This window comes from Bacillus sp. IS1 (assembly GCF_032461585.1).
In the GTDB taxonomy this organism is placed as follows: Bacteria; Bacillota; Bacilli; order Bacillales; family Bacillaceae; genus Bacillus; species Bacillus velezensis.
On the sequence record NZ_JAWCWR010000001.1, the window covers coordinates 908,295 to 928,305 of the forward strand.

General features: G+C 45.1%; 26 protein-coding genes. 12 read left to right on the forward strand and 14 right to left on the reverse strand.

The features are described from left to right. The first annotated feature begins 75 nt into the window (after positions 1 to 75). Positions 76 to 1,437, forward strand: coding sequence for an MATE family efflux transporter (locus tag RUW00_RS03825; RefSeq protein ID WP_029974254.1), 1,362 nt, complete (start codon positions 76 to 78; stop codon positions 1,435 to 1,437). A 13-nt stretch (positions 1,438 to 1,450) separates the two neighbouring features. Next, positions 1,451 to 2,299 carry an STAS domain-containing protein gene (locus tag RUW00_RS03830; RefSeq protein WP_007407962.1) on the forward strand — a complete coding sequence of 283 codons (849 nt, stop codon included), beginning with the start codon at positions 1,451 to 1,453 and terminating at the stop codon, positions 2,297 to 2,299. A gap of 27 nt (positions 2,300 to 2,326) precedes the next feature. Here the strand turns inward: RUW00_RS03830 and bshB2 are convergent, their stop codons facing one another. From bshB2 to rarD, 4 genes are all read right to left on the reverse strand, one after another. Then, on the reverse strand, positions 2,327 to 2,992 hold the full coding sequence (gene bshB2, locus RUW00_RS03835) for a bacillithiol biosynthesis deacetylase BshB2 (protein ID WP_007407961.1): 666 nt from the start codon (positions 2,990 to 2,992) through the stop codon (positions 2,327 to 2,329). Between the two features lie 17 nt (positions 2,993 to 3,009). Continuing rightward, positions 3,010 to 3,360: a YojF family protein gene (locus RUW00_RS03840; RefSeq protein ID WP_007611980.1), complete on the reverse strand. Its 351-nt coding sequence runs from the start codon at positions 3,358 to 3,360 to the stop codon at positions 3,010 to 3,012. Further along, entirely contained in the window at positions 3,357 to 3,635 is a 279-nt protein-coding gene (locus RUW00_RS03845) for a hypothetical protein (protein ID WP_003153742.1), read from the reverse strand. Before RUW00_RS03845 ends, RUW00_RS03840 begins: the two co-directional genes overlap by 4 nt. 67 nt (positions 3,636 to 3,702) lie before the next feature. Next, positions 3,703 to 4,599, reverse strand: a complete 897-nt coding sequence (rarD, locus tag RUW00_RS03850; protein ID WP_012117756.1) for an EamA family transporter RarD — start codon at positions 4,597 to 4,599, stop codon at positions 3,703 to 3,705. A 97-nt stretch (positions 4,600 to 4,696) separates the two neighbouring features. Here rarD and RUW00_RS03855 point away from each other — a divergent pair, with 97 nt between their 5' ends. Next, the gene (locus tag RUW00_RS03855; RefSeq protein WP_014418128.1) at positions 4,697 to 5,161 is read left to right on the forward strand and encodes a hypothetical protein; all 465 of its coding nucleotides are present in this window, start codon (positions 4,697 to 4,699) and stop codon (positions 5,159 to 5,161) included. 31 nt (positions 5,162 to 5,192) lie between these two features. On the opposite strand, the gene RUW00_RS03860 is transcribed toward RUW00_RS03855, so the two are convergent. After that, positions 5,193 to 5,432 carry a hypothetical protein gene (locus RUW00_RS03860; protein WP_003153736.1) on the reverse strand — a complete coding sequence of 80 codons (240 nt, stop codon included), beginning with the start codon at positions 5,430 to 5,432 and terminating at the stop codon, positions 5,193 to 5,195. A 202-nt stretch (positions 5,433 to 5,634) separates the two neighbouring features. Here RUW00_RS03860 and RUW00_RS03865 point away from each other — a divergent pair, with 202 nt between their 5' ends. Continuing rightward, positions 5,635 to 6,024, forward strand: a complete 390-nt coding sequence (locus RUW00_RS03865; protein ID WP_003153733.1) for a tautomerase family protein — start codon at positions 5,635 to 5,637, stop codon at positions 6,022 to 6,024. 52 nt (positions 6,025 to 6,076) lie between these two features. Beyond that, on the forward strand, positions 6,077 to 6,445 hold the full coding sequence (locus tag RUW00_RS03870) for a hypothetical protein (RefSeq protein WP_012117758.1): 369 nt from the start codon (positions 6,077 to 6,079) through the stop codon (positions 6,443 to 6,445). A gap of 39 nt (positions 6,446 to 6,484) precedes the next feature. On the opposite strand, the gene yodB is transcribed toward RUW00_RS03870, so the two are convergent. Continuing rightward, the gene (yodB, locus tag RUW00_RS03875) at positions 6,485 to 6,826 is read right to left on the reverse strand and encodes a transcriptional regulator YodB (RefSeq protein ID WP_003153729.1); all 342 of its coding nucleotides are present in this window, start codon (positions 6,824 to 6,826) and stop codon (positions 6,485 to 6,487) included. 129 nt (positions 6,827 to 6,955) lie between these two features. Here yodB and RUW00_RS03880 point away from each other — a divergent pair, with 129 nt between their 5' ends. Beyond that, the gene (locus RUW00_RS03880) at positions 6,956 to 7,564 is read left to right on the forward strand and encodes a nitroreductase family protein (protein WP_003153727.1); all 609 of its coding nucleotides are present in this window, start codon (positions 6,956 to 6,958) and stop codon (positions 7,562 to 7,564) included. 43 nt (positions 7,565 to 7,607) lie between these two features. Here RUW00_RS03880 and RUW00_RS03885 read toward each other — a convergent pair whose 3' ends face one another. Beyond that, positions 7,608 to 8,210 carry an alpha/beta hydrolase gene (locus RUW00_RS03885; RefSeq protein ID WP_025649771.1) on the reverse strand — a complete coding sequence of 201 codons (603 nt, stop codon included), beginning with the start codon at positions 8,208 to 8,210 and terminating at the stop codon, positions 7,608 to 7,610. A 2-nt stretch (positions 8,211 to 8,212) separates the two neighbouring features. After that, positions 8,213 to 9,136 (reverse strand): ring-cleaving dioxygenase, encoded by a 924-nt coding sequence (locus tag RUW00_RS03890; protein WP_022553221.1) that lies wholly within the window; start codon positions 9,134 to 9,136, stop codon positions 8,213 to 8,215. Positions 9,137 to 9,321: 185 nt separating this feature from the next. Between RUW00_RS03890 and RUW00_RS03895 the strand changes: the two genes are divergently transcribed. Together RUW00_RS03895 and RUW00_RS03900 are read left to right on the forward strand one after the other, a co-directional pair. Further along, positions 9,322 to 9,522, forward strand: coding sequence for a DUF3311 domain-containing protein (locus RUW00_RS03895; RefSeq protein WP_003153716.1), 201 nt, complete (start codon positions 9,322 to 9,324; stop codon positions 9,520 to 9,522). After that, positions 9,522 to 11,012 (forward strand): sodium:solute symporter family protein, encoded by a 1,491-nt coding sequence (locus tag RUW00_RS03900; RefSeq protein WP_012117763.1) that lies wholly within the window; start codon positions 9,522 to 9,524, stop codon positions 11,010 to 11,012. The genes RUW00_RS03895 and RUW00_RS03900 overlap by 1 nt, the downstream gene beginning before the upstream one ends. A 33-nt stretch (positions 11,013 to 11,045) precedes the next feature. Here the strand turns inward: RUW00_RS03900 and RUW00_RS03905 are convergent, their stop codons facing one another. Together RUW00_RS03905 and bglA are read right to left on the reverse strand one after the other, a co-directional pair. Beyond that, complete coding sequence (locus RUW00_RS03905; protein WP_280145177.1) at positions 11,046 to 12,521, reverse strand: glycoside hydrolase family 30 protein; 1,476 nt, start codon at positions 12,519 to 12,521, stop codon at positions 11,046 to 11,048. 147 nt (positions 12,522 to 12,668) lie between these two features. Next, a complete protein-coding gene (gene bglA, locus RUW00_RS03910; RefSeq protein ID WP_280145178.1) occupies positions 12,669 to 14,111 on the reverse strand; it encodes a 6-phospho-beta-glucosidase BglA in 1,443 nt (480 codons plus the stop codon). A gap of 236 nt (positions 14,112 to 14,347) precedes the next feature. Between bglA and RUW00_RS03915 the strand changes: the two genes are divergently transcribed. Next, positions 14,348 to 15,073, forward strand: coding sequence for a GntR family transcriptional regulator (locus RUW00_RS03915; protein ID WP_280145179.1), 726 nt, complete (start codon positions 14,348 to 14,350; stop codon positions 15,071 to 15,073). Positions 15,074 to 15,133: 60 nt separating this feature from the next. Here the strand turns inward: RUW00_RS03915 and ctpA are convergent, their stop codons facing one another. Continuing rightward, complete coding sequence (gene ctpA / locus RUW00_RS03920; RefSeq protein ID WP_095272764.1) at positions 15,134 to 16,537, reverse strand: carboxy-terminal processing protease CtpA; 1,404 nt, start codon at positions 16,535 to 16,537, stop codon at positions 15,134 to 15,136. A gap of 146 nt (positions 16,538 to 16,683) precedes the next feature. Here ctpA and RUW00_RS03925 point away from each other — a divergent pair, with 146 nt between their 5' ends. Both RUW00_RS03925 and RUW00_RS03930 read left to right on the forward strand, forming a co-directional pair. Continuing rightward, positions 16,684 to 17,385 (forward strand): class I SAM-dependent methyltransferase, encoded by a 702-nt coding sequence (locus RUW00_RS03925; protein WP_007407947.1) that lies wholly within the window; start codon positions 16,684 to 16,686, stop codon positions 17,383 to 17,385. Positions 17,386 to 17,477: 92 nt separating this feature from the next. Beyond that, positions 17,478 to 17,729 (forward strand): hypothetical protein, encoded by a 252-nt coding sequence (locus RUW00_RS03930; RefSeq protein WP_007407946.1) that lies wholly within the window; start codon positions 17,478 to 17,480, stop codon positions 17,727 to 17,729. 43 nt (positions 17,730 to 17,772) lie between these two features. Here the strand turns inward: RUW00_RS03930 and RUW00_RS03935 are convergent, their stop codons facing one another. Both RUW00_RS03935 and deoD read right to left on the reverse strand, forming a co-directional pair. Then, complete coding sequence (locus tag RUW00_RS03935) at positions 17,773 to 18,591, reverse strand: M15 family metallopeptidase (RefSeq protein ID WP_003153703.1); 819 nt, start codon at positions 18,589 to 18,591, stop codon at positions 17,773 to 17,775. Between the two features lie 83 nt (positions 18,592 to 18,674). Continuing rightward, complete coding sequence (gene deoD / locus RUW00_RS03940) at positions 18,675 to 19,373, reverse strand: purine-nucleoside phosphorylase (RefSeq protein ID WP_003153702.1); 699 nt, start codon at positions 19,371 to 19,373, stop codon at positions 18,675 to 18,677. A gap of 136 nt (positions 19,374 to 19,509) precedes the next feature. Here deoD and RUW00_RS03945 point away from each other — a divergent pair, with 136 nt between their 5' ends. Further along, on the forward strand, positions 19,510 to 19,635 hold the full coding sequence (locus RUW00_RS03945; RefSeq protein ID WP_003153701.1) for a hypothetical protein: 126 nt from the start codon (positions 19,510 to 19,512) through the stop codon (positions 19,633 to 19,635). Positions 19,636 to 19,689: 54 nt separating this feature from the next. On the opposite strand, the gene RUW00_RS03950 is transcribed toward RUW00_RS03945, so the two are convergent. Next, positions 19,690 to 20,010, reverse strand: coding sequence for a YodL domain-containing protein (locus RUW00_RS03950; protein WP_003153700.1), 321 nt, complete (start codon positions 20,008 to 20,010; stop codon positions 19,690 to 19,692). Between the last annotated feature and the right edge of the window lies 1 nt (position 20,011).

Consider the following 20,011-nt stretch of genomic DNA (forward strand, 5'->3'; position numbering starts at 1 on the left):
GGCCGGCTTTCATTGCTTTTTATACATAAAATGTTATAATTTCTCTCGTTAAAATAAAGAAACGGGGAACCTAACTTGAGAGAAACGAACACGATCGGCCAAAAGGTCAGACAGCTGTTACATATCTTCATTCCGATTTTAATCACACAGGCGGGCCTTTCCCTGATCACCTTTTTGGATACGGTGATGTCAGGAAAAGTGAGCGCCGCCGATTTAGCCGGGGTTGCAATCGGTTCAAGCCTGTGGACACCGGTTTATACGGGCCTTGCAGGAATATTAATGGCCGTTACGCCCGTTGTTTCGCAGCTGTTTGGAGCCGGCAGACAAAAGGAAGTGCCGTTTTCTGTCATCCAGGCCGTTTATGTAGCGGCCGTTCTCAGTGCGGCGGTTATCCTGATCGGCTTTTTCACCGTTGATATGATCTTGGGACATTTGGGACTGGAACCTCGTGTCCGGACGATCGCAAAACACTTTTTAGGATTTTTATCCCTCGGTATTTTTCCTTTGTTTGTGTACACCGTTTTGCGCTCGTTTATTGATGCACTCGGCAAAACGCGAGTCACAATGCTTATTACGCTTTGCTCATTGCCTATTAATTTTGTTTTAAATTATGTATTTATTTTCGGGAAATTCAACATGCCGGCATTGGGCGGAGTCGGTGCGGGGCTCGCTTCTGCCCTGACTTACTGGTGTATTTGCGCCATCAGCTTTTTTATCGTCTGCAGATTTGAGCCGTTTGCCGGGTACTCTGTATTTCGGAAACTGTACCGTTTTTCTCCGTCTGAATGCAGAAAGCTTTTGAAAATCGGTTTGCCTATCGGTTTTGCGGTATTTTTTGAAACGAGCATTTTTGCGGCTGTCACACTGCTTATGAGCCATTTTCAGACGGTGACGATTGCAGCCCACCAAGCGGCAATGAATTTTGCCTCCCTCTTGTATATGCTGCCGCTCAGCGTTTCCATGGCCATGACCATTTTAGTCGGCTTTGAAGCAGGCGCAAATCGCTATAGAGATGCCCGCTCATACAGCTATATCGGGATCGTGATGGCGCTTAGTTTTTCTTTATGCACGGCGGCTTTCATTTTACTGTTCAGGCCGCAGATCGCCGGAATGTATACATCAGATCCGGCGGTGCTCATGTTGACGCAGCACTTTTTAATCTATGCGCTGTTTTTCCAGCTTTCTGATGCCGTAGCAGCTCCGATACAAGGCGCTCTGAGAGGATATAAGGATGTCAACTATACACTCGGCGCGGCTTTTGTGTCGTATTGGATTATCGGGCTTCCGGTCGGTTACGCAGTCGGCACTTATACGGGCCTCGGGGCATACGGCTACTGGATCGGGTTAATTGCAGGACTTGCCGCAGGAGCTGTCGGTTTATTCTTCAGACTGATGAAACTGCAAAAGCGTTATGTGAAAAAAATGATGATTTTATAAAGGAGGAGCAGCAATGCCAAAACATAAACTGCTGTACGATTATTTAACTGAACGGGCGGAGGACATCAGTCAGACATGGTTTGATACGCTTCATGAAACGGATCCTGATTCTGTTTATGCTTCTACTGACCCGGCTGTACTCACAAATCTGAAAAAACAAAATCTGGCGTTTAATTATCAGCTCAATCGGATTTTTTCTGAAGAGAAGGAAGTATATACAGCGGCCTTGGAAAAGTGGGCGTTTGAAGCCGCACGGGATAAAGAACATTTAAAAACTCCCATCCATTATATTATTCGCGAGTTTATCAGAGTTCGTGATTTGTATGTCGGCCATGTAAAGCAGTTTACCAGACTTCATTCGGACACCGTGACAGAAGAAGATGCCGAAGATATATTCCATACGCTGATCAAATCGTTTGATGTGGTCATTCATATTTTCATAGAGGAAATGTATAAAAACACAAACATTCAGCTTGAAGCGCAAAAAGAATTGATCACCGAGCTGAGCTCGCCGGTAATTGTGCTTTTTGACAATGTCGGGCTGCTGCCGCTGATCGGGGATATTGACACGGCAAGAGCCAAAATGATTTTGGAGAATACGCTGCACCAGTGTTCAGAGAAGCGCATCACGCAGCTGTACATTGATTTATCGGGCGTAGCCATGATTGATACGATGGTTGCCCAACAGCTTTTCACCTTAATTGAATCACTCGGAATGCTCGGCGTGAAAGCGACATTATCCGGAATCCGTCCTGAAATCGCCCAAACCGCGGTGCAGCTCGGACTGAGTTTTTCAAATTTATCAATACGGTCTTCGCTTGCGGAAGCGATCGCTTCCGATCTGACACAAAAAAAGGGATAAGGCATTTCAGCCTTATCCCTTTTTTTATCAGTCTTTCCACGGATATGTCCAATACACTTCTTCTTCAAACCATGTCTGAAGAACCGGCTCGTTATTTTTTATTTTTTCTTCCAGCTCTCTCAGCATGCCTTCCGTTTGGGTGCGGTGCGCTTTTAAGGCATTCATTTTTATATCGGCAACCTCTTTAATATCAAGAATGACATCAGGCTTGCCGACGGCTTCCTCCCTGTTGCGGGTGATTGCCATGCAAAGCGTGCGCGGGCGGTCCTCTTTTTTCTTTCTGTAAAGCGCTCTGATGACTGCTTCGCCGCATGCATCATGATCCGGATGGACGCCGTGCTCCGGATAGAATGTGACAATCAGACTCGGTTTTACATCGTCGATAATCTCTTCCATCATATCCGCGAGCCACTCGTCATCTTCAAATTCAAGTGTTTTATCACGAAGCCCGAGCATTCTCAGGTCAGTAACGTCCATTGCTTTGCATGCGTCAATCAGTTCTTGCTTTCTTAACAGCGGCAGTGTTTCACGGTTCGCGAAAAAGGGATCTCCCATGTTCCGGCCCATTTCGCCAAGCGTTGCGCATGCATACGTAACGGGAATATCTTTTTGTCTGTGTAAAGCAATCAGCCCTGCCACTCCGTATGATTCATCATCAGGGTGAGGCAGGATGACGAGTACATGTTCTTTCATGATTTTCACCCTTTTCTTTAAACTGTAAACGGCTTTTCGCTGATTTGAAGCGAAATCGCCAATTTTCCGCCCGGCAGATGCCCTGCCATTAACAGACGGTCTTCGTCATCTACTGTATATTCAGTCAAACCTTCTGCGTAAATCCAGCCCTCTTCTGTTTTCAAACCGACGCGGTACGGGCCGTTTCCTTTGATTTTCGCCTGATGGTACGTCACTTTTGCATTGCGTATATAGGCTACAACCGTCATGTTTTTCTCATTCAGATGCGCTGAATAAGAACCGGTCGTTGTTTCCAAATGAATATATACAGGACGATCGGCATATCGCTCTAAAGAAGTTTGCACATCTTCTTTTATGATCGCTTTCATAGCTGCTCCCCTCTTTCTTCTTTTAAAAATTGCAAACGCTTCGTATGTAGTTCAACCAATTCATATTTCTCAATCGGCCGCAGCCGGGAATCTACAATTCGCTGCACCGCCAGAGCAAACTTTTCCTCGGGTGACTTCCGGAGCCTCGGATGTGTTCTTTGATCAAGCAGTTCAAGATCAATTGCCTTCTCCGCTTCTTCAAGAGTTGAAGCCGGGAGAGTGCGGTTATTCCACAGTGCCTGATAGGCTTTTGCTATGTCTTTATCAGTGCCCATTGTACAGCTCCTTTACATACTCGTAATGATTATACATAATTTAAGCTATCGCTGGAAAGCGAAAGGCTTAGCGGCTTTTTATCGGCCGCTTCCATTTGATCTGTGAAAAGGTAAACAAAAGCAATGCTGCCCATATACAAATGAAGGTAAACGCTTTTTGCCCGGAAAACGGTTCATGATACACAAATACGCCGAGCATAAGGGTAATGGTCGGCGCTATATATTGCAAAATGCCGACTTGATACAGCGGCAGACGCTTTGCCCCCTCTGCAAACAGTAACAGCGGCAGGGCCGTAAATACGCCTGCGAAAAATAGGAGCGCCCATGTTCCTGCCCCCAAGGACCCGGAAGTGCTCCCGTCAGCTGTATATCCTAAATAAATAAGTGCAGCCGGGGTAATCAAAAGCGTCTCCAGCGTCAGTCCGATCGTGCTGGACATGCGGGTTCTTTTTTTACATAAGCCGTACAGGCCGAAGCTGAATGCAAGCAGCAATGCGATATAAGGAACCGCGCCATATTGAAACGCAGATATGATCACGGCCGCCCCGGCAATAGAAACGGCTGCTGTTTGCATCTTGTTAAGCTTTTCTTTTAAGAATAGGATGCCCAAAAGAACGGAAACGAGCGGATTAATGTAGTACCCGAGACTTGCTTCAAGCAAAAAGCCGTGATTGACGGCCCATATGTACACAAACCAATTAACGGAAATTAAAACGGAAGCGAAAAAAAGCGCCAGCAGGCCCCCTTCCGATTTCAAAAGACGCAGTTCACGCCATCCGGTTTTCCACTTCTTAAGCACAGTTAAAAGCACACACATGAAAACAAATGACCATAAAATCCGGTGAGCTAAAATGTCCAATGCGGGTATTTGTTCAAGAAGTTTCCAATAGACCGGAAACAGCCCCCACATGGCGAAAGAACAAGCGGTATAAATGATTCCTTTTCTTGCGTTATTCCCTTGCACGGCCTTCCCCTTCCTTTCTGTAAACAGATTATATTATATCACGGGAAGCTTCCGGCGGGCATATACTATGTTGTCCGTTAAGAAAGGGTGAGATGACGTGTTTGATTGGAACAGATATTTTCCCTTCCAAAATCAGTTCTCTAAAGAAACGTTTAAAAATGCTGATCCGAAAGATGTCGAGACATATGTCAACCGAGTGATGGAAAGCGTATTCGGCGCCGGTTATGCCGGACAGTTCCCTTTTCGCGACCCAATGTCCAAAAAGGCCGATCCGGTCGAAGCGGAACCGCCCAAGCCGGAAATTGACCTGTTTGAAACATCCGATCATGTTTTTGCGAAAATTCCCGCAGAACAAGAGGAACTCGACCGTATCAGGATTAAGCATACGTCACACAGCCTCGTTGTAGAGAACAGCAGTCTGGGAGAAGGAAAAAAAGAAATCATCCTTCCGAGCCTCGTCAAACGGAAAGGAACAAAAGCAGTCTATAAAGACGGGATGATTGAAGTTATGTTTTCAAAACAGGAAGACTACAATTTATCGGAAGTGGAGATTTTAAGATAAAAAAAACGGCCCGCGCGATGCAGGCCGTTTTTTAATAAAATGGCGGATAACCGCCGGCTCCCGGACCGAAACCGCCGTATGGGACGCCTCCGTATCCGTAACCGGCGAACCCGTACGGATAGCGGGGTCTTGTAAAACCTGTGGCAATTACGCCTCCGAGAAGACCGCCTAAAAATCCGCCGAATAAAGGAGCGCCGAACAAAAAAGGACTTCTCGCCGGAAATCCGGCAGGACCGAAATTCCCGCGATACAATGCATGACGAGGGTACATGTTTTTCCTCCTTTATGTCTGCCTATTCTTAAGCGTATTCATAAAATGAGGAAATTGATTGGGCGATTGTAACAACATGTGCCTCTCTCTGATATTGCATTAACGTATAAATGTTTTGGTTATAATTTGATTACATTTTGATTAACTGTTATACTTTTTTACAAGTTGCGACATTATAAAAAACCATCAGGGGGAATAAAATATGCCATTACTTCGTTTTGACGTTATTGAAGGCCGGGATGACGCAGCATTAAAAAAATTACTGGATACCGCCCATTACGCCATGGTTAAAGCTTTTGACGTCCCTGTAACGGACCGTTATCAGATCGTTCACCAGCATCGGCCTCATGAGCTTATCATTGAAGATACCGGGCTCGGTTTCAAAAGAAGCAAAGATCTTGTCATCATCAGCATTGTCAGCAAAGCGCGCACCGAACATCAAAAAGAAACGTTATATCAACTGATGGCTGATCAGCTTAAAACAGAATGCGGCATATCACCCGAAGACGTCATGATTTCCATTACAGAAAACGGGAACGCCGATTGGAGCTTCGGGCTTGGTGAGGCTCAGTTTTTAACCGGGAAACTGTAAAAGGCCTCCCCGCTTGTTCTGAATGATTGCAAATTGAATAAAAGAGGGATGTATGTTGGTTAGTGAGTTGTACCCTTGTTTGATATGCGGATTTAAAGGATTAGAGACAAGTCCCGTTTATAACGGCGAATATCAAAAAACATTTGATATTTGCCCCTGCTGCGGGTTTGAATTCGGCTACAGTGAGGACCATGACGTAAGCTTAGGGTTTATTGTAACGCCTGATCATTTAATTGAAGCGGCATTTCAGTTATACCGGAAACAGTGGATTGAGGGGGGAATGAAACTATTTTCTCCAAATGATGTTCCGGCGGAATGTAAAAATGATCATTTCCTTACATTCGATGCTTTATTAAAGCAATTAAAAGGCTTGAACCTCAATCTGAACAATTTTGATATTAATGGTTTTTATGACGAGTAAACATTATTATTAAGAAAAGGCTGCCTTGGGCAGCCTTTGTTATTCATCACATGTGTCGTTGGCAGATCCCCCGGGCTCGCAAAAACTGTCTGCCCATTTTTGCATTTCCTGAAAAACGGCTTGCAGGGCCATGCCTTTATCAGTCAGTTTATAAATGACTTTGACAGGTGTTTCAGGCAGCACCTGACGCTCGACGATTTCATTTTGTTCCAGCTCTTTGAGCCGCTCCGCGAGCATTTTTTGGCTGATTGTCGGTATCGTTTCGGTCATATCTTTAAATCGTTTCGGCCCGTCCATCAGTACATGGATAATGAGGCCGTTCCAGCGCTTTCCCAAAAGGGAAAAAGCGGATTCCATTTTAGGACACATTGTATATCCCACGTGAGTTCATCCCTTCATCTATGAATTGACAAGTTTTTTGTGATCCATTAAAATTAGTTTTCGAGTTACATTTAGTAAGCTTCTAACTTTTCTATTATGATAACACGTTTATCCGAAGGAGGAAACATGATGACATCCGTATTAGACGTTTTAAAGGAACGCGCATCTGTTAAAGAATACGATAAAGACGCGGTCATTACAAAAGAGGAATTAACAGAACTCCTTGAAATCACAACGCAAGCGCCTTCCGCCTGGAACCTTCAGCATTGGCATTTTCAAGTCTTTCACAGTGATGAAGCAAAAGCTGCCCTGCTTCCGGTTGCTTTTAATCAAAAACAGATTATTGATTCATCAGCAGTTATTGCCGTATTAGGCGATTTAAAAGCAAATGAAAATGGTGAAGACGTTTATGCTGAACTGGCTGAGCAAGGCAATATCACAGAAGAGATTAAACAAACGCTTTTAGGCCAGATTAACGGCGCATACCAAAATGATCAGTTTGCCCGTGATTCAGCATTTTTAAACGCTTCTTTAGCAGCGATGCAGCTGATGCTTGCCGCTAAAGCAAAAGGCTACGACACTTGCGCGATCGGCGGATTCAATAAAGAGCAATTCGTTAAGGAATTCGACGTGAGCGAGCGTTTCGTGCCCGTCATGCTGATTTCAATCGGCAAAGCCGTTAAGCCGGCGCATAAAAGCAACCGGCTGCCTGTATCTAAAGTGTCAACTTGGCTGTAAGATGAAAGAAACCCTTAGTCCGCTTAAGCAGACTAAGGGTTTTTTATAGGAATCGCTCACTGTACCAGGTTCTTGCCTGCTCTGCTTCCTGCTGTGTGAGCTGATGACCGCCCTCCTGCCAAACAAGAGAAACGGATGCATGAGCATCTGTCAGATACTGATAAAGCTCCTCCGATTCTTCTTTTGTACATAGGGGATCGCGTTTTCCCGCACCGATAAACACAGGCATCCCTTTCATATCAGGCAGCTTCACTCCGCGTATCGGCACCATCGGATGATGCAGAACCGCTCCTTTCAGTACATCTTTATAATGAAACAAAAGACTTGCTGCAATATTGGCGCCGTTTGAATAGCCGGCAGCAATCACGTTTTCTCTGCTGAATCCGTACATTTGCGCCGCTTCATCAATAAAATTCTTTAATTCTTCCGTCCGTTCAATTAAATCTTTCTCGTCAAATACGCCTTCTTTCAGCCGCTTAAAAAAACGGGGCATGCCGTTTTCCGACACTGATCCTCTGACCCCGAGCAAACTTGCTTTCGGATCGATAAAACGTCCGAGCGACAGAAGATCATGTTCATTTCCCCCCGTTCCGTGCAAAAGCAGCAGAACATTTTCTGACGTCCCCTGTTCAAACACATGTTTCATCATCATTCTCCTTTCTCCATTTTGGGCAGAACAGCTGTAATCTGGCTGCGATGCTCTTCCAGCCATTCCGGAAGCTTCAGCTCTGTTCCGAGATTTTCAAAGGATTCATCCGTCATAAAGCCCGGTTCATCGGTTGCCATTTCAAATAAAATGCCGCCGCTTTCTCTGAAATAGATTGAAGTAAAGTAAGACCTGTCAAGAATGTCAGATGAAGCAAGATGAGAAGCAGCAAGAATGTCCTTCCACTCCGCCTGCTCTTTTTCGGTAGTGCGGAAAGCGACATGATGGACTGTCCCGTAACCGCCGATACCTGCTTCTTTCGGCGCGAGATCAACATCTATAATATGTCCGATCCGGGCCTCCGATTGCAGCCTGACAATCTGATTTTCTTCTCCTGTCTTTGAATAACCGAAGCGTTCTATGAGAAATTGAATGGTTGCTTCAGGACGGTACGAGTACAAAAGAACACCTCTCATGCCTGTGATCGCTTCTTTTTCAGTAATGCCCGAAGGCGTCCATTCACTCTGTCCGCTTCTTTCATCTTCCATTATGGCAAGCGGCAGGTCTTCTGTATCATTAAAGAGAAGCACTTGTTCAGACAGTATGATCTGCTCTTTTACAGACAAGCCGTTTTCTTCAAGCCGGCGCTTCCAAAACGCGAGTGCTCCTTTCGGCACGGAGAAATAAATTCTTCCGGCCTGCCCTTTTCCCACGGTTCCCGGGCGGCTTCCCTGAAAAGGAAAAAATGTAATGATCGTGCCCGGCTCTCCGTTTTGGTTGCCGAAATAAAAGTGATAAGTGGCCGGGTCGTCAAAATTAACGGTTTTTTTAACGAGCCGCAAACCCAGCACTTCAGTATAAAACCGAAGATTTTCAGCAGGATCTTTTGCAAATGCGGTAACATGGTGCAATCCTTGTGTATTCAATGTATTCACTCCTAAATATCTTGATTTCGAGATATTAACTATTCTAATTTAATATGAATGAAGATGCAACTAAAGTGTTTCAGTTAAAAAAGTAATAGAATTCTTTTTTTTCTGAAAAATATCTTGTGATCTTATCTGACACCTGCTATGATAAGGAGCATTATCAAGTTTCAGGAGGAAAGTAAATGGTCAGAAAAGCACTAATTTTCGTTCTCATCTTAATCCCTTTCAGCCAGCTGGCCCTGCTGTCAGTCGCTAATCGGGTTCATCCGATCATTATCGGGCTGCCTTTTTTTCATTTCTGGCTGCTTTTATGGATCGCAGTCACTCCATTATGTTCGTTTCTTATTTATAGGCTGCAGAAGAAACAAGGAGGACTGGACTGATGCCCGCAAATATAACAGCATTGATCATTACAGCCGTCATCGTTTTAACCGTTGTCTGCATCGGCTTTATAGCCGGGAGAGACAAATCATCACGCACTTCTGTTGAGGAATGGTCTGTCGGCGGCAGACGGTTCGGGGGGCTCCTCGTCTGGTTTTTAGTCGGCGCGGATCTTTATACGGCTTATACGTTTTTAGGCTTAACAAGCACAGCCTACACAGGGGGAAGCGTTGCTTTTTTTGCAATCCCGTATTCTGTTTTGGCGTATTTTATCGCTTATTTCTTTCTGCCGAAGCTGTGGAAAGTGGCAAAAATACACAAATTAACGACGCTTGCCGATTATGCCCGTGAGCGTTTTGACAGTAAACTTTTGGCCAGTCTTGTCGCGATTGTCGGCGTTCTTATGCTCATTCCTTATATTTGTCTCCAGCTGAGCGGAATTCAAGATACGCTTCAGGTGGCCGGAACGGGTGTCATTAATGTCAATATGGTCGTCATCATCTCTTTTATTCTTGTAGCGCTGTATACTTTTTTCAGCGGAATTAAAGGGCCGACGTTTACGGCGATTATTAAAGACATTCTCGTGTGGGTGATTATGCTGTTTATGGTCGTCTCACTCCCGCTGATCCATTTTCACGGCTGGACGCCGATGATTCACACTTTGGCTGAAAAAGCGCCGCAAATGCTGACGATCCCGGACTCGGGGCCGAAAGGAATTCCTTGGTTTATCACAGCTTCCATCGTATCTGCGCTGGCGCTCTTTATGTGGGCGCATGCGGCAACCGGCGTATTTACGGCAAAAAGCGCAGATGCCGTCCGCAAAAACAGCATGTTTCTGCCGCTTTATAATATTGTTTTGATTCTTGTTATTTTTCTCGGCTTTATCGCGTTTCTTGTCCTGCCGGAAGATACCAATCCGCGGCTCGCTTTATTGAAGCTGATTCAAACGTCTTACGGCGGAGTCGCGCAGGGCTTTGCTTACTCCACGATTGCCCTTGCGTCATTGATTCCCTGCTCTATCATGGCCATCGGAGCATCAAACTTATTTGCGAATAACTTATATCGGGATTTGATTCACCCGAATGTGTCACCAAGCAAGCTGACGATGATCACCCGTTCAATGGTATTTGTCGTCATCGGGCTCGCGCTTTTATTCGGCATGCTGTTCCCGACTGCGCTCGTTACCCTTCAGCTTCTCGGTGTTTCCGGCATGGTTCAGATCTTTCCGGCTATCGCCGTCAGTCTGTTTTGGAAGAATCAAACGAAAGAAGCGACAATTATCGGTCTTCTCGTCGGTCTTATCGTGACATTCACGGTAAATATCACCCAATCCGCCCACGGTATATATGAAGGCTTTTGGGGTTTGACCGCTAACATGGCAGCCGTTATTATCCTTAACCCGTTTTTTGTAAAAAAAGCGGCTTCAAACGCCGTCAAAGACGGTTTATTCAATAAAGCGCCTTCTGATCAACTGAACCAAAAAGGCGCTTAACAGAAAGAAGCCGGCACGTAAATGTGCCGGTTTTTACTTTTTTTGCTTCCATTTGTAGGTAGCCACGGTTTTAGCCGGGATGACGGCTTCAAACTGCCGATTTTCTGAAACGACATGGAATTTTTGGTCGGCGGATGTCTGGTTGATTACGACTGTCACAATGGATTGATCAGGATTAAGGAACGATACATTCGAGACTGTGTTTTTGGAGCCGTAATTACTTTCTATCCGCTTTGCTCCCCGGTCGATAAATTTTGAAAAGTTGCCTGTCATATGAAAGATCGGGATATTCCAATAGCGGTCAGGGTTTTTAGCATCCTGAATAAACAGCGTCGGGTCTGGGGTGCCTATCCAATGATGCGTCTTGATTTGACTGTCGAGCATCGTCACCCACGCATTGTAGCTCGACGCGCCGTTGCGGAAATACTGCGCGATCCGGTCCGCCCCTGCCGTCCCCCAGACAGACCGCTCCGTTAAGTGAATAGATTGATCAGGATATCTCTTTCCGATCTCCGACATGACGGAAAGGTCACCGTCATAATCGTGAAAAGCGATGCCGTCTGCCGCCCGGTTTCCTTTTTTATCATCTAAAATCGGCGGAATATAGTTCCACGCCCCGCTCGCATTGTGATCATAAATCCAAATTTTCGTGTCAATTACGTGTTTTTTCATTTCTTTTTTTAAGGCCAGTGCCAGTTTGCGCTGCTGAGACGGCGGCATATACATGCTCGGATAGTCGATTTCCAGCAAAGGTTCATTTTGAAGGGTCATGGCATAAATCGGAATTCCTTGCTTTTCGTACGCCTCAATAAATTTGCGGAAGTAAACGGCCAGTTCGCCGATATATTTATCTTTCAGCTTTCCCCGCTTAAGGTTTTCATTCGTTTTCATCCAAGCCGGCGGGCTCCACGGTGAGGCAATGATTTTCAGTTCCGGATTTATCGCCAGCGCTTCCTTGATGGTTGCTGTAATGTGTAAATCAATATCCTTTTGGATCGAGAAATGACGGAGCTTAGGATCTGTTTGGCCTTCAGGCATATCATCATACGTATAAAATTCCTGTGCCGTAAAATCAGATGTCCCGATTGTTATGCGCATAACGTCCATGCCGATACCATCTTTGGGATCAACCAGTTTTTTCAGCACTTCTTTTCTTTTTGCGGGTGTCATTTTTGATAAATTATGGATTGTGGATTCTTCCAGGGACGATCCTACGCCTAACACACTTTGATAGCGGCGCGACGGATCAATATACACGGCGGCGGTGTCAGAAGCCTTCTTTTTTGTCAATGTAAGCGGTGTTTGTTCGTCTAAGGCGTATTTCACTTCCTGCGGCCCGTCATACCACGTACGGGAAGCCGGATCTTTTTCAGAACTGAACCACACCCTTACTTTGTTTTTGTCTGAAGCCTTCCGATCAGCCGCATACACTTCGGTCATGCTGCTTGATATGAAAAAGAAAAACATAAGAAAAACCAGCGTCATGTGCAGACCTTTTTTAAAAAACATGAACCACCATCCCTTTCCTTATTTTTATAAGCGATCCTAAATGAAAAGCCGGACAGTCACCTCCTTCCCGCTTGAATGAATGCGCTTTCAAAAATACTGATAAAAAGCCGGCTTCACACAACGGTGAAGCCTTCCCTTTTTACACCTTTAGGATACATATGAGCCGTTTGTTTCAATCACTTTTTTATACCATTCAAATGAGTCTTTCTTAAGCCGCCTCATTGAACCGTTGCCTTCATTATCCCGATCAACATAAATCATGCCGTAGCGTTTTTTCATTTCTCCGGTTGTAAATGACACGATATCAATAATTCCCCATGGTGTATAGCCCATTACATCCACACCATCATATGTGATTGCTTTTTTCAAAGCTTTTATATGTGCCGATAAATATTCAATTCTTGAAGCGTCATGAATTGAACCGTCCTCTTCTAATGTGTCAATGGCGCCGAATCCGTTTTCCACGATAAATAATGGAATCTGGTAGCGGTCGTATAAGCGGTTTAATGTGTACCGTAAACCGGTCGGGTCAATCGCCCAGCCCCAATCACTCGCTGTAATATAAGGATTGTCCACGCCGTTTGGCAATCCTCCGTTTACGACATCCCCGGTATTATCGTTTGATACATCACTTTTTACGGTTGTAGACATGTAATAGCTGAATCCGAGATAGTCCACCCGGCCGTTTTTCAAAATCTCTTCATCACCGTCTTCAAAGTGTATCTGATAGCCTTCTCTTTCAAATTCTTTTAACGCATAGCTTGGATAATATCCGCGAACCTGCACGTCCGGGAAGAAAAAACGCTGTCTCATCGTTTCTTCAGCCAGCATCACATCATCGGGGTGAGATGAGTACGGGTAAATCGGAACATGTGATACCATCGCGCCGATCCTGAACTCGGGATTGATTTCTCTTCCCTTCGAAACAGCCAATGCGCTTGCCAGCAGTTCGTGATGGCCGGCCTGATACATGACTTCTTTTGCGTTTTCGTTTTCTTTGACGGCGACGCCCGAGTTCGTCCATAAAAAGATCGGATTATTCACATCCATCTTATTATTGATTTCGTTAAACGTCATCCAATACTTCACCTTATGTTTATAGCGTTCAAAACACACTTCAGCGAATTTCACAAAAAATCCGACTGTTTTTCTGTTTCTGAAACCGCCGTATTCCCTCGCCAAATGCAGCGGCATCTCAAAATGTGACAGCGTGATTACCGGTTCAATCCCATGTTTCAGCAATTCATCAAACACCCGGTCGTAAAAAGCCAATCCTTCCTCATTAGGCTCCGCTTCATCACCTTTAGGAAAAATTCTGCTCCAGCCGATGGACGTTCTTAAACATTTCAGACCCAGCTCGCTGAATAATGCGATGTCCTCTTTATAACGATGATAAAAATCGATCGCTTCATGATTCGGATAAAATTCCCGCTCTTCAATTGTATCTGTTATTTTCCGGGGCACACCATGCGCGCCTGCCGTCATGACGTCCACTACACTCGGCCCCTTGCCGCCTTTATTCCATCCCCCTTCAAATTGGTGGGCGGCGAGAGCGCCTCCCCATAAAAAATCTTTTGGCAATGTCCCCATCGTTTATATCCTCCTTTATTTGACTGCCGCTTGCATGCCGAATAAATGCACTGCAGCCGCTTCGATAGTGTAGAAGAATTCCTGCCTTTATTTTCATATTATACGTTTACATTATAATTGTACCGGTATAATTTATCAATACATAAACAATTATAGTTAATTTACGAAATGGCTTTTAAAAACGATTATGCTATAATTCTGAAAGAAGCGGGACAATAAATGAATGAGGAATGTATATGTTAAAATACCAGCAAATCGCGATAGAAATTGAAAAATACATAGAAGAACATCAGCTGCAGCAAGGGGATAAACTGCCTGTGCTGCAAACCTTAATGAGCCGGTTTAACGTGAGCAAAAGCACGATCACCAAGTCCTTGGATTTATTAGAAAAAAAAGGGATTGTGTTTCAAGTGAGGGGAAGCGGCATTTTTGTCAGACGGAATAAAAGAAAAGGGTATATTAGTCTGCTTTCTAATCAGGGATTTAAAGAATCACTTGAAGATTTTAATGTCACTTCCAAATTATTAGCGCTGGAAGTGAGAAAACCCACGCCTGAGGCTGCCCAAAATCTGAATATGCCGCCTGACGGCGACGTGTATTATGTCAAGCGAATCCGATATATTGACGGGCTGACATTGTGTATCGAAGAGTCATTTTACAACAAATCGATTATTACGTATTTGAATAAAGAGATCGTGGCAGAATCAATATTTGATTATATTAGAGAAGGTCTCGGGTTAAAGCGCGGTTTTTCAGATTTATATCTGTACGCGGGGATGTTAAATGAGGAAGAAGCGGAGTACTTAGGTCTGTTTACAGGAGCGCCTAAGCTTTGCGTTGAAACGATTTTTCATTTAACCAACGGCCAGCCGTTTGACTACTCAAAAGTCACCTATCACTATGAGCAATCACAGTTTTTCATTCAGGCGAACAGCCACCTTTTTGAACAGGAAACGACATAAGACGGGCTTTTCGCAAACAGAAAACACCCAATGCGCGAGCGACGCATCGGGTGTTTTTTACTATTTCATATTCTTATTTAATGTTTCAATGGCTTTTTTCATTTGTGTATCGTTGTCCGCAAGCTGTTTTTGCAGATCCGTCATCAATTTTGCCGTTGTGTCTCCCGTTACAATGCCTGTTTGTTTCAGTTTCTCTTTTGCTTGGAATTGTTTAACGGCTTGTTCAAATGCTTTATCATACGTGCCGTTTACTTTCACGCTGTACCCCAGCGCTTTCAGCATTTTTTGCGCATTGGTGACGGTGGTTCCGGAATCCCCGTATTTGTATGTTTTTTTCACATCTAAATACGGCAGGTTCGCATATTCAGGAAGCTTAACCTGATATTGCGGTTTGATGCCTTTTTTATGAATCCACTCTCCGTCTGCTGTCAGCCATTTTGCGATTGTCAGCTTAACGGTAGAACCGTCGCTGTAATCTTTTGCCGTCTGCACGGTTCCTTTTCCGAACGTTTTCTCGCCGATCAGCGGAATGCCCGATGATTCATGCAGCGCAGCCGACATGATTTCCGCGGCGCTCGCGGTGCCGTCATTGACGAGGACGACTGTCGGTTTTGTCACTTTGCGCTCTTTCGTCGCTTTCATGACCTCTTTCGTGCCGTCTTTGTATTCGACCTGCATGATATTTTTCCCTTTATCGATAAACATGTTGCTCATTTTAATGGCTTCATCCATCAGTCCGCCCGGGTTGCCCCTTAAATCGAGAATGTATCCTTTCGCTCCTTGTTTTTCGAGGCTGTCAATGGCTGAATTCAGCTCTTTTGCCGTCGATTCGGAGAAGGATGTGATTTGGATTTCGCCGATGTCTCCTTTTTTCATTTCAGAGTACACCGTTTCAACCGGAATGGTGTCACGTTTGATCGACAGGTTCAGATCGCCGACACCCGCTCTGTGCAGCACAAGCTTGACGTTTGTTCCCTTTTTGCCGCGGATTAATGCGACGGCTTCGTTTACATTAAGGCCTTTAACGCTTTTGCCGTTGACCTTCAAGATCTGGTCATTCGGTTTAACCCCCGCTTTTTCCGCGGGTGACCCTTTAATCGGCGATACGATCAGGATGCTGCCGTCCTTTTCTTCCACTTGTGCGCCGATGCCTTCAAACGAAGCGGAAATTGTTTCTTCAAAAGACTTTCCTTCCTGCGGGTCCATATAAGAAGAATATGGATCATCCAGGGAACTGATCATGCCTTTTATCGCTCCGTCTACTAATTTGCTGTCATCTGTTTTTTGATAGTAATCACTTTTAATCTGCTCGTAGGCTTTATTGAATTTCTCAAATTTGCTGTTCGTCAAAGCAGCCGAGCCTTGTCCGAAGATGGTCGTATTGCCCGTGATAAACAGCGTAAGCGCCGAGGCTGCGACCGCAGTGATCAATATAATAAAAAACAGTTTAAATTGCCGCTTCAAGAAAACACCACCTTTTTATTCTTACATTATTATCATAGACGAACGCTCATTCGTCAACTTCAAACGTGAGGCGCCCTTCTTTCCCGTTTACCTAAACCTATGCTTTTCTCTCAACATATGCTGAGGAAAAAAGGAGGATTCGGCCTTTGAGCAAATATTTAGAAATGCTGTCCTTATTCGGAGTCGGAGGGGCTCACCCCGGCGGACTCGCTTTTTCCAAAGCCGTTCTCACAAAAGCGGCTCCTCCTCCTGGCGAACCGATTCTTGACGCCGGCTGCGGAACGGGACAGACGGCCGCTTATCTCGGCCACCTGCTGTATCCCGTCACCTGTGTTGATAAGGACCCCCTTATGCTTGAAAAAGCAGCAAAACGATTTGCCGCTGAAGGCTTAACCATTCCGGGCTATTTGGCGGAGCTTGAGCGGCTTCCGTTTGCTGAAAATCAATTTTCCGCCGTTCTTTCCGAATCAGTTCTCACCTTTTCAAATCTTGATTCATCGCTGTCTGAAATCCTGCGGGTCCTTAAACCCGGGGGTATGCTGATCGGCATTGAAGCTGCTTTACAAAAGCCCATGCCGGAAAACGCCATCACGCAGATAAAAGACTTCTACGGTTTTACCGTATTGCAGGATGAAACGGCATGGAAACAGAGATTGCTTCAGCAAGGCTTTCAGAAAGCGGATTTCATTCCCGCTGTCTATGAAAACAATGCGCAGGAGCCGACTACAGAAATGGATTTATCGCCCGTTATTCAGCCGGTTCACTACGATACGCTGACGGCTCATTACGAGCTTATGCAGACGTACCGTGAATATATGGGACACTGCGCTTTTGTCGCTTACAAGTAAAACGGCGATTGTCCTCCTGTTTTCGTCCAACCTTTTTACCGCACTCTATCATAAGCTGACATAGAAAGATAGGTTGGATAGGAGGAGAAAAGATGCAAAACTATTATCATCTTTGCCGGCAGCACCAGGGAAAAGTAGCAAGAATTACAGAACGAAACGGCAGAGTCCACGTCGGAAGAATCGTACGGGTGACTAACAGCAAAGTGTATATCGCCCCTGTCGGCGGCCGTCACAGAGGATACGGGTTCGGCTATTGGGGAGGCTGGGGAGGCTGGGGAGCAGCCTACGGTATCGGACTTGGTTTCATTACCGGATTTGCGCTTGGAGGTTTACTCTTCTGGTAATAAAGAAAGCCCGCTTTCTATTTTTCAAGCGGGCTTCTTCTCATTACACTTTCTTTACTTCATTAAAATATTCTTCAAGCGTTAATTGATGGTCATGGATGGCTTTTGCCGCTTTTTTGCCTACATAGCGTAAATGCCATGGTTCATACTCATACTTTGTGACATTTTCTTTGCCTTTAGGATAGCGGATGATAAAGCCGTATTCATACGCATGGTCTTTCACCCATTTGCCGTCCGCCGTGTTTCCGAACGCTTCATTCAGCTCATATCCGTTGCTTTTGCTGGAAATGTCCATGGCAAGCCCCGTCTGGTGTTCGCTTTGCCCCGGATATGCGACGGCTTCTTTGGCCTTTTTTTCACCTTTCAGACTGACTTCATTATCGAAAATAACTTTCTGTCTGTCATAAGAGCGGTATCCTGAAACGGCAACCAGGTCATAACCTTCTTTTTTCCCGGCGCTGAATAGTTCCGCCAAAGCATCGGCGGCAGGTTTGCGGATATATCGTTTCTCGATTTTCTCAGTAAAAGAAAATTCGACTTTCGGGATCACGAGATCATTCGGTTTATAATCTCCCGGCAGCGTGTATGTCTTATTCACGAGCGCAAGTGTATTTGTCGGATTTTGAATGGTCTCAAGCCCGTTCACTTCTTTAATATCATTAAAATATTTACTCTCCAATACAAAATCGCTGTTTTCTGTCTTCGTTGTTTTTTTGCTTGATGTGTCATCGGATTGTTTTGTTTCAGCTGCTGTTTTTGTGTCCTTGTGGCTGTCGCCGCCTGAAATGCTGCAGCCGGTTCCCACGATTGCGGTTACGCTGAGAGCGGCAGCGAGCGAGAACCATTTAGTGGATTTCTTCATTTTACCCTTACCTTTCTTTTTTTGAATCAGGACGATGCATAAAGAAGAGGGCTGCTTTAATCAGCATAACCCTCATCTCAAGTTTACGATACAGTATGCAGCGCCAGTTTAATCATATCATGAAAAGTCGTTTGACGCTCTTCTGCCGTTGTTTCTTCTCCCGTTAATACGTGATCGCTTACAGTCAGGATAGACAGCGCTTTTTTGCCGTATTTAGCGGCAAGCGTATATAAAGCAGTCGTTTCCATCTCTACGCCGAGCACGCCGTATCTGGCAAGCTTTTCGATTTGGGAGTCTTCATTGTAAAACTGATCGGCGGTGAATACGCTTCCGACCGCTACGGGAAGATTGTTTTTTTGCGCTTCCTGGTACGCTTTATGAAGCAGTTCGAAGTCTGCGCAAGGAGCATAATCTACACTGCCGAAGGCGACACGGTTCATCTGTGAATCCGTTGAAGACGTCATAGCCAAAATCACGTCACGCACCTTCACGTCATTACGGATGGCTCCGCATGAGCCGACTCTGATTAAGTTTTGAACATCATAGCTTTGAATCAGTTCATTCACATAAATAGAGATAGACGGAACACCCATGCCCGTGCCTTGGACTGATACTTTTTTGCCGTTATATGTACCCGTAAATCCGTACATTCCTCTGACTTCATTATAGCATTCCACATTTTCAAGATAAGTTTCCGCAATAAATTTCGCTCGGAGCGGATCTCCCGGCAAAAGCACTGTATCCGCAATTTGGCCTTTTTCTGCGTTTATATGTACACTCATTTCCTTTTCCTCCTGCCTATTCAAACTCCCACCCATTGTACACTGAATAACGGTAAGAGACAATCATCAGCATGATCAGGGCGATCTTGGGCAGAATATGCGGGATGACAAGCCTAAAGAAAAAGGAGTGAACATAATGGGCAAAAAACAGCGCAACCGGGTGACCGGCCAGAAAAAGAACAATCACGTGCCCGTTTCCGACGTCATTGCAGCTGATGAAGCGCATGGAAAAGAGCATTCCGCCGCTAAACGGAAGCCTTAACACTGTCTTTCCCAGACAATACGGAAGCCGGCTGAAGATTCAGCCGGCCCCGTCTTACCTCGGCTGGACGAGCAGCCGGTTAATTTTGCTCCATCCCGCAGGGTTAAGCCTGTAATAGGTCTTTCCTTTTCTTCCTTCGTCTATGAGTATGACATCTCCGGTCGCTATGAATCTGGCTTGATAGTCGTTTGGGACCGTATCAGGCACATTAAAAACAGAAAATGCCCTTTCCAGTGCGTCTTGATGATTGTCAGCGGCCAGCTCTGTCCGATAGACGACCCTGTATCCCTTTTTCTCGCCGTAGCGGGGTGTTTGAAAAATCGTCACATCATAGGCGCAAGTCTTTTTTTTAAACACGGGCAGCGATAACAGCATC

Bases quoted from the DNA above. Each gene is read 5' to 3' on its own strand.
- RUW00_RS03830 (WP_007407962.1), top strand. From the start codon at position 1,451: ATGCCAAAACATAAACTGCTGTACGATTATTTAACTGAACGGGCGGAG.
- bshB2 (WP_007407961.1), bottom strand. From the start codon at position 2,992: ATGAAAGAACATGTACTCGTCATCCTGCCTCACCCTGATGATGAATCA.
- RUW00_RS03840 (WP_007611980.1), bottom strand. From the start codon at position 3,360: ATGAAAGCGATCATAAAAGAAGATGTGCAAACTTCTTTAGAGCGATAT.
- RUW00_RS03845 (WP_003153742.1), bottom strand. From the start codon at position 3,635: ATGGGCACTGATAAAGACATAGCAAAAGCCTATCAGGCACTGTGGAAT.
- RUW00_RS03860 (WP_003153736.1), bottom strand. From the start codon at position 5,432: ATGTACCCTCGTCATGCATTGTATCGCGGGAATTTCGGTCCTGCCGGA.
- RUW00_RS03865 (WP_003153733.1), top strand. From the start codon at position 5,635: ATGCCATTACTTCGTTTTGACGTTATTGAAGGCCGGGATGACGCAGCA.
- RUW00_RS03870 (WP_012117758.1), top strand. From the start codon at position 6,077: ATGTTGGTTAGTGAGTTGTACCCTTGTTTGATATGCGGATTTAAAGGA.
- RUW00_RS03880 (WP_003153727.1), top strand. From the start codon at position 6,956: ATGACATCCGTATTAGACGTTTTAAAGGAACGCGCATCTGTTAAAGAA.
- RUW00_RS03885 (WP_025649771.1), bottom strand. From the start codon at position 8,210: ATGAAACATGTGTTTGAACAGGGGACGTCAGAAAATGTTCTGCTGCTT.
- RUW00_RS03895 (WP_003153716.1), top strand. From the start codon at position 9,322: ATGGTCAGAAAAGCACTAATTTTCGTTCTCATCTTAATCCCTTTCAGC.
- RUW00_RS03900 (WP_012117763.1), top strand. From the start codon at position 9,522: ATGCCCGCAAATATAACAGCATTGATCATTACAGCCGTCATCGTTTTA.
- RUW00_RS03905 (WP_280145177.1), bottom strand. From the start codon at position 12,521: ATGTTTTTTAAAAAAGGTCTGCACATGACGCTGGTTTTTCTTATGTTT.
- bglA (WP_280145178.1), bottom strand. From the start codon at position 14,111: ATGGGGACATTGCCAAAAGATTTTTTATGGGGAGGCGCTCTCGCCGCC.
- RUW00_RS03915 (WP_280145179.1), top strand. From the start codon at position 14,348: ATGTTAAAATACCAGCAAATCGCGATAGAAATTGAAAAATACATAGAA.
- RUW00_RS03930 (WP_007407946.1), top strand. From the start codon at position 17,478: ATGCAAAACTATTATCATCTTTGCCGGCAGCACCAGGGAAAAGTAGCA.
- RUW00_RS03935 (WP_003153703.1), bottom strand. From the start codon at position 18,591: ATGAAGAAATCCACTAAATGGTTCTCGCTCGCTGCCGCTCTCAGCGTA.
- deoD (WP_003153702.1), bottom strand. From the start codon at position 19,373: ATGAGTGTACATATAAACGCAGAAAAAGGCCAAATTGCGGATACAGTG.
- RUW00_RS03945 (WP_003153701.1), top strand. From the start codon at position 19,510: ATGGGCAAAAAACAGCGCAACCGGGTGACCGGCCAGAAAAAGAACAAT.
- RUW00_RS03950 (WP_003153700.1), bottom strand. From the start codon at position 20,010: ATGCTGTTATCGCTGCCCGTGTTTAAAAAAAAGACTTGCGCCTATGAT.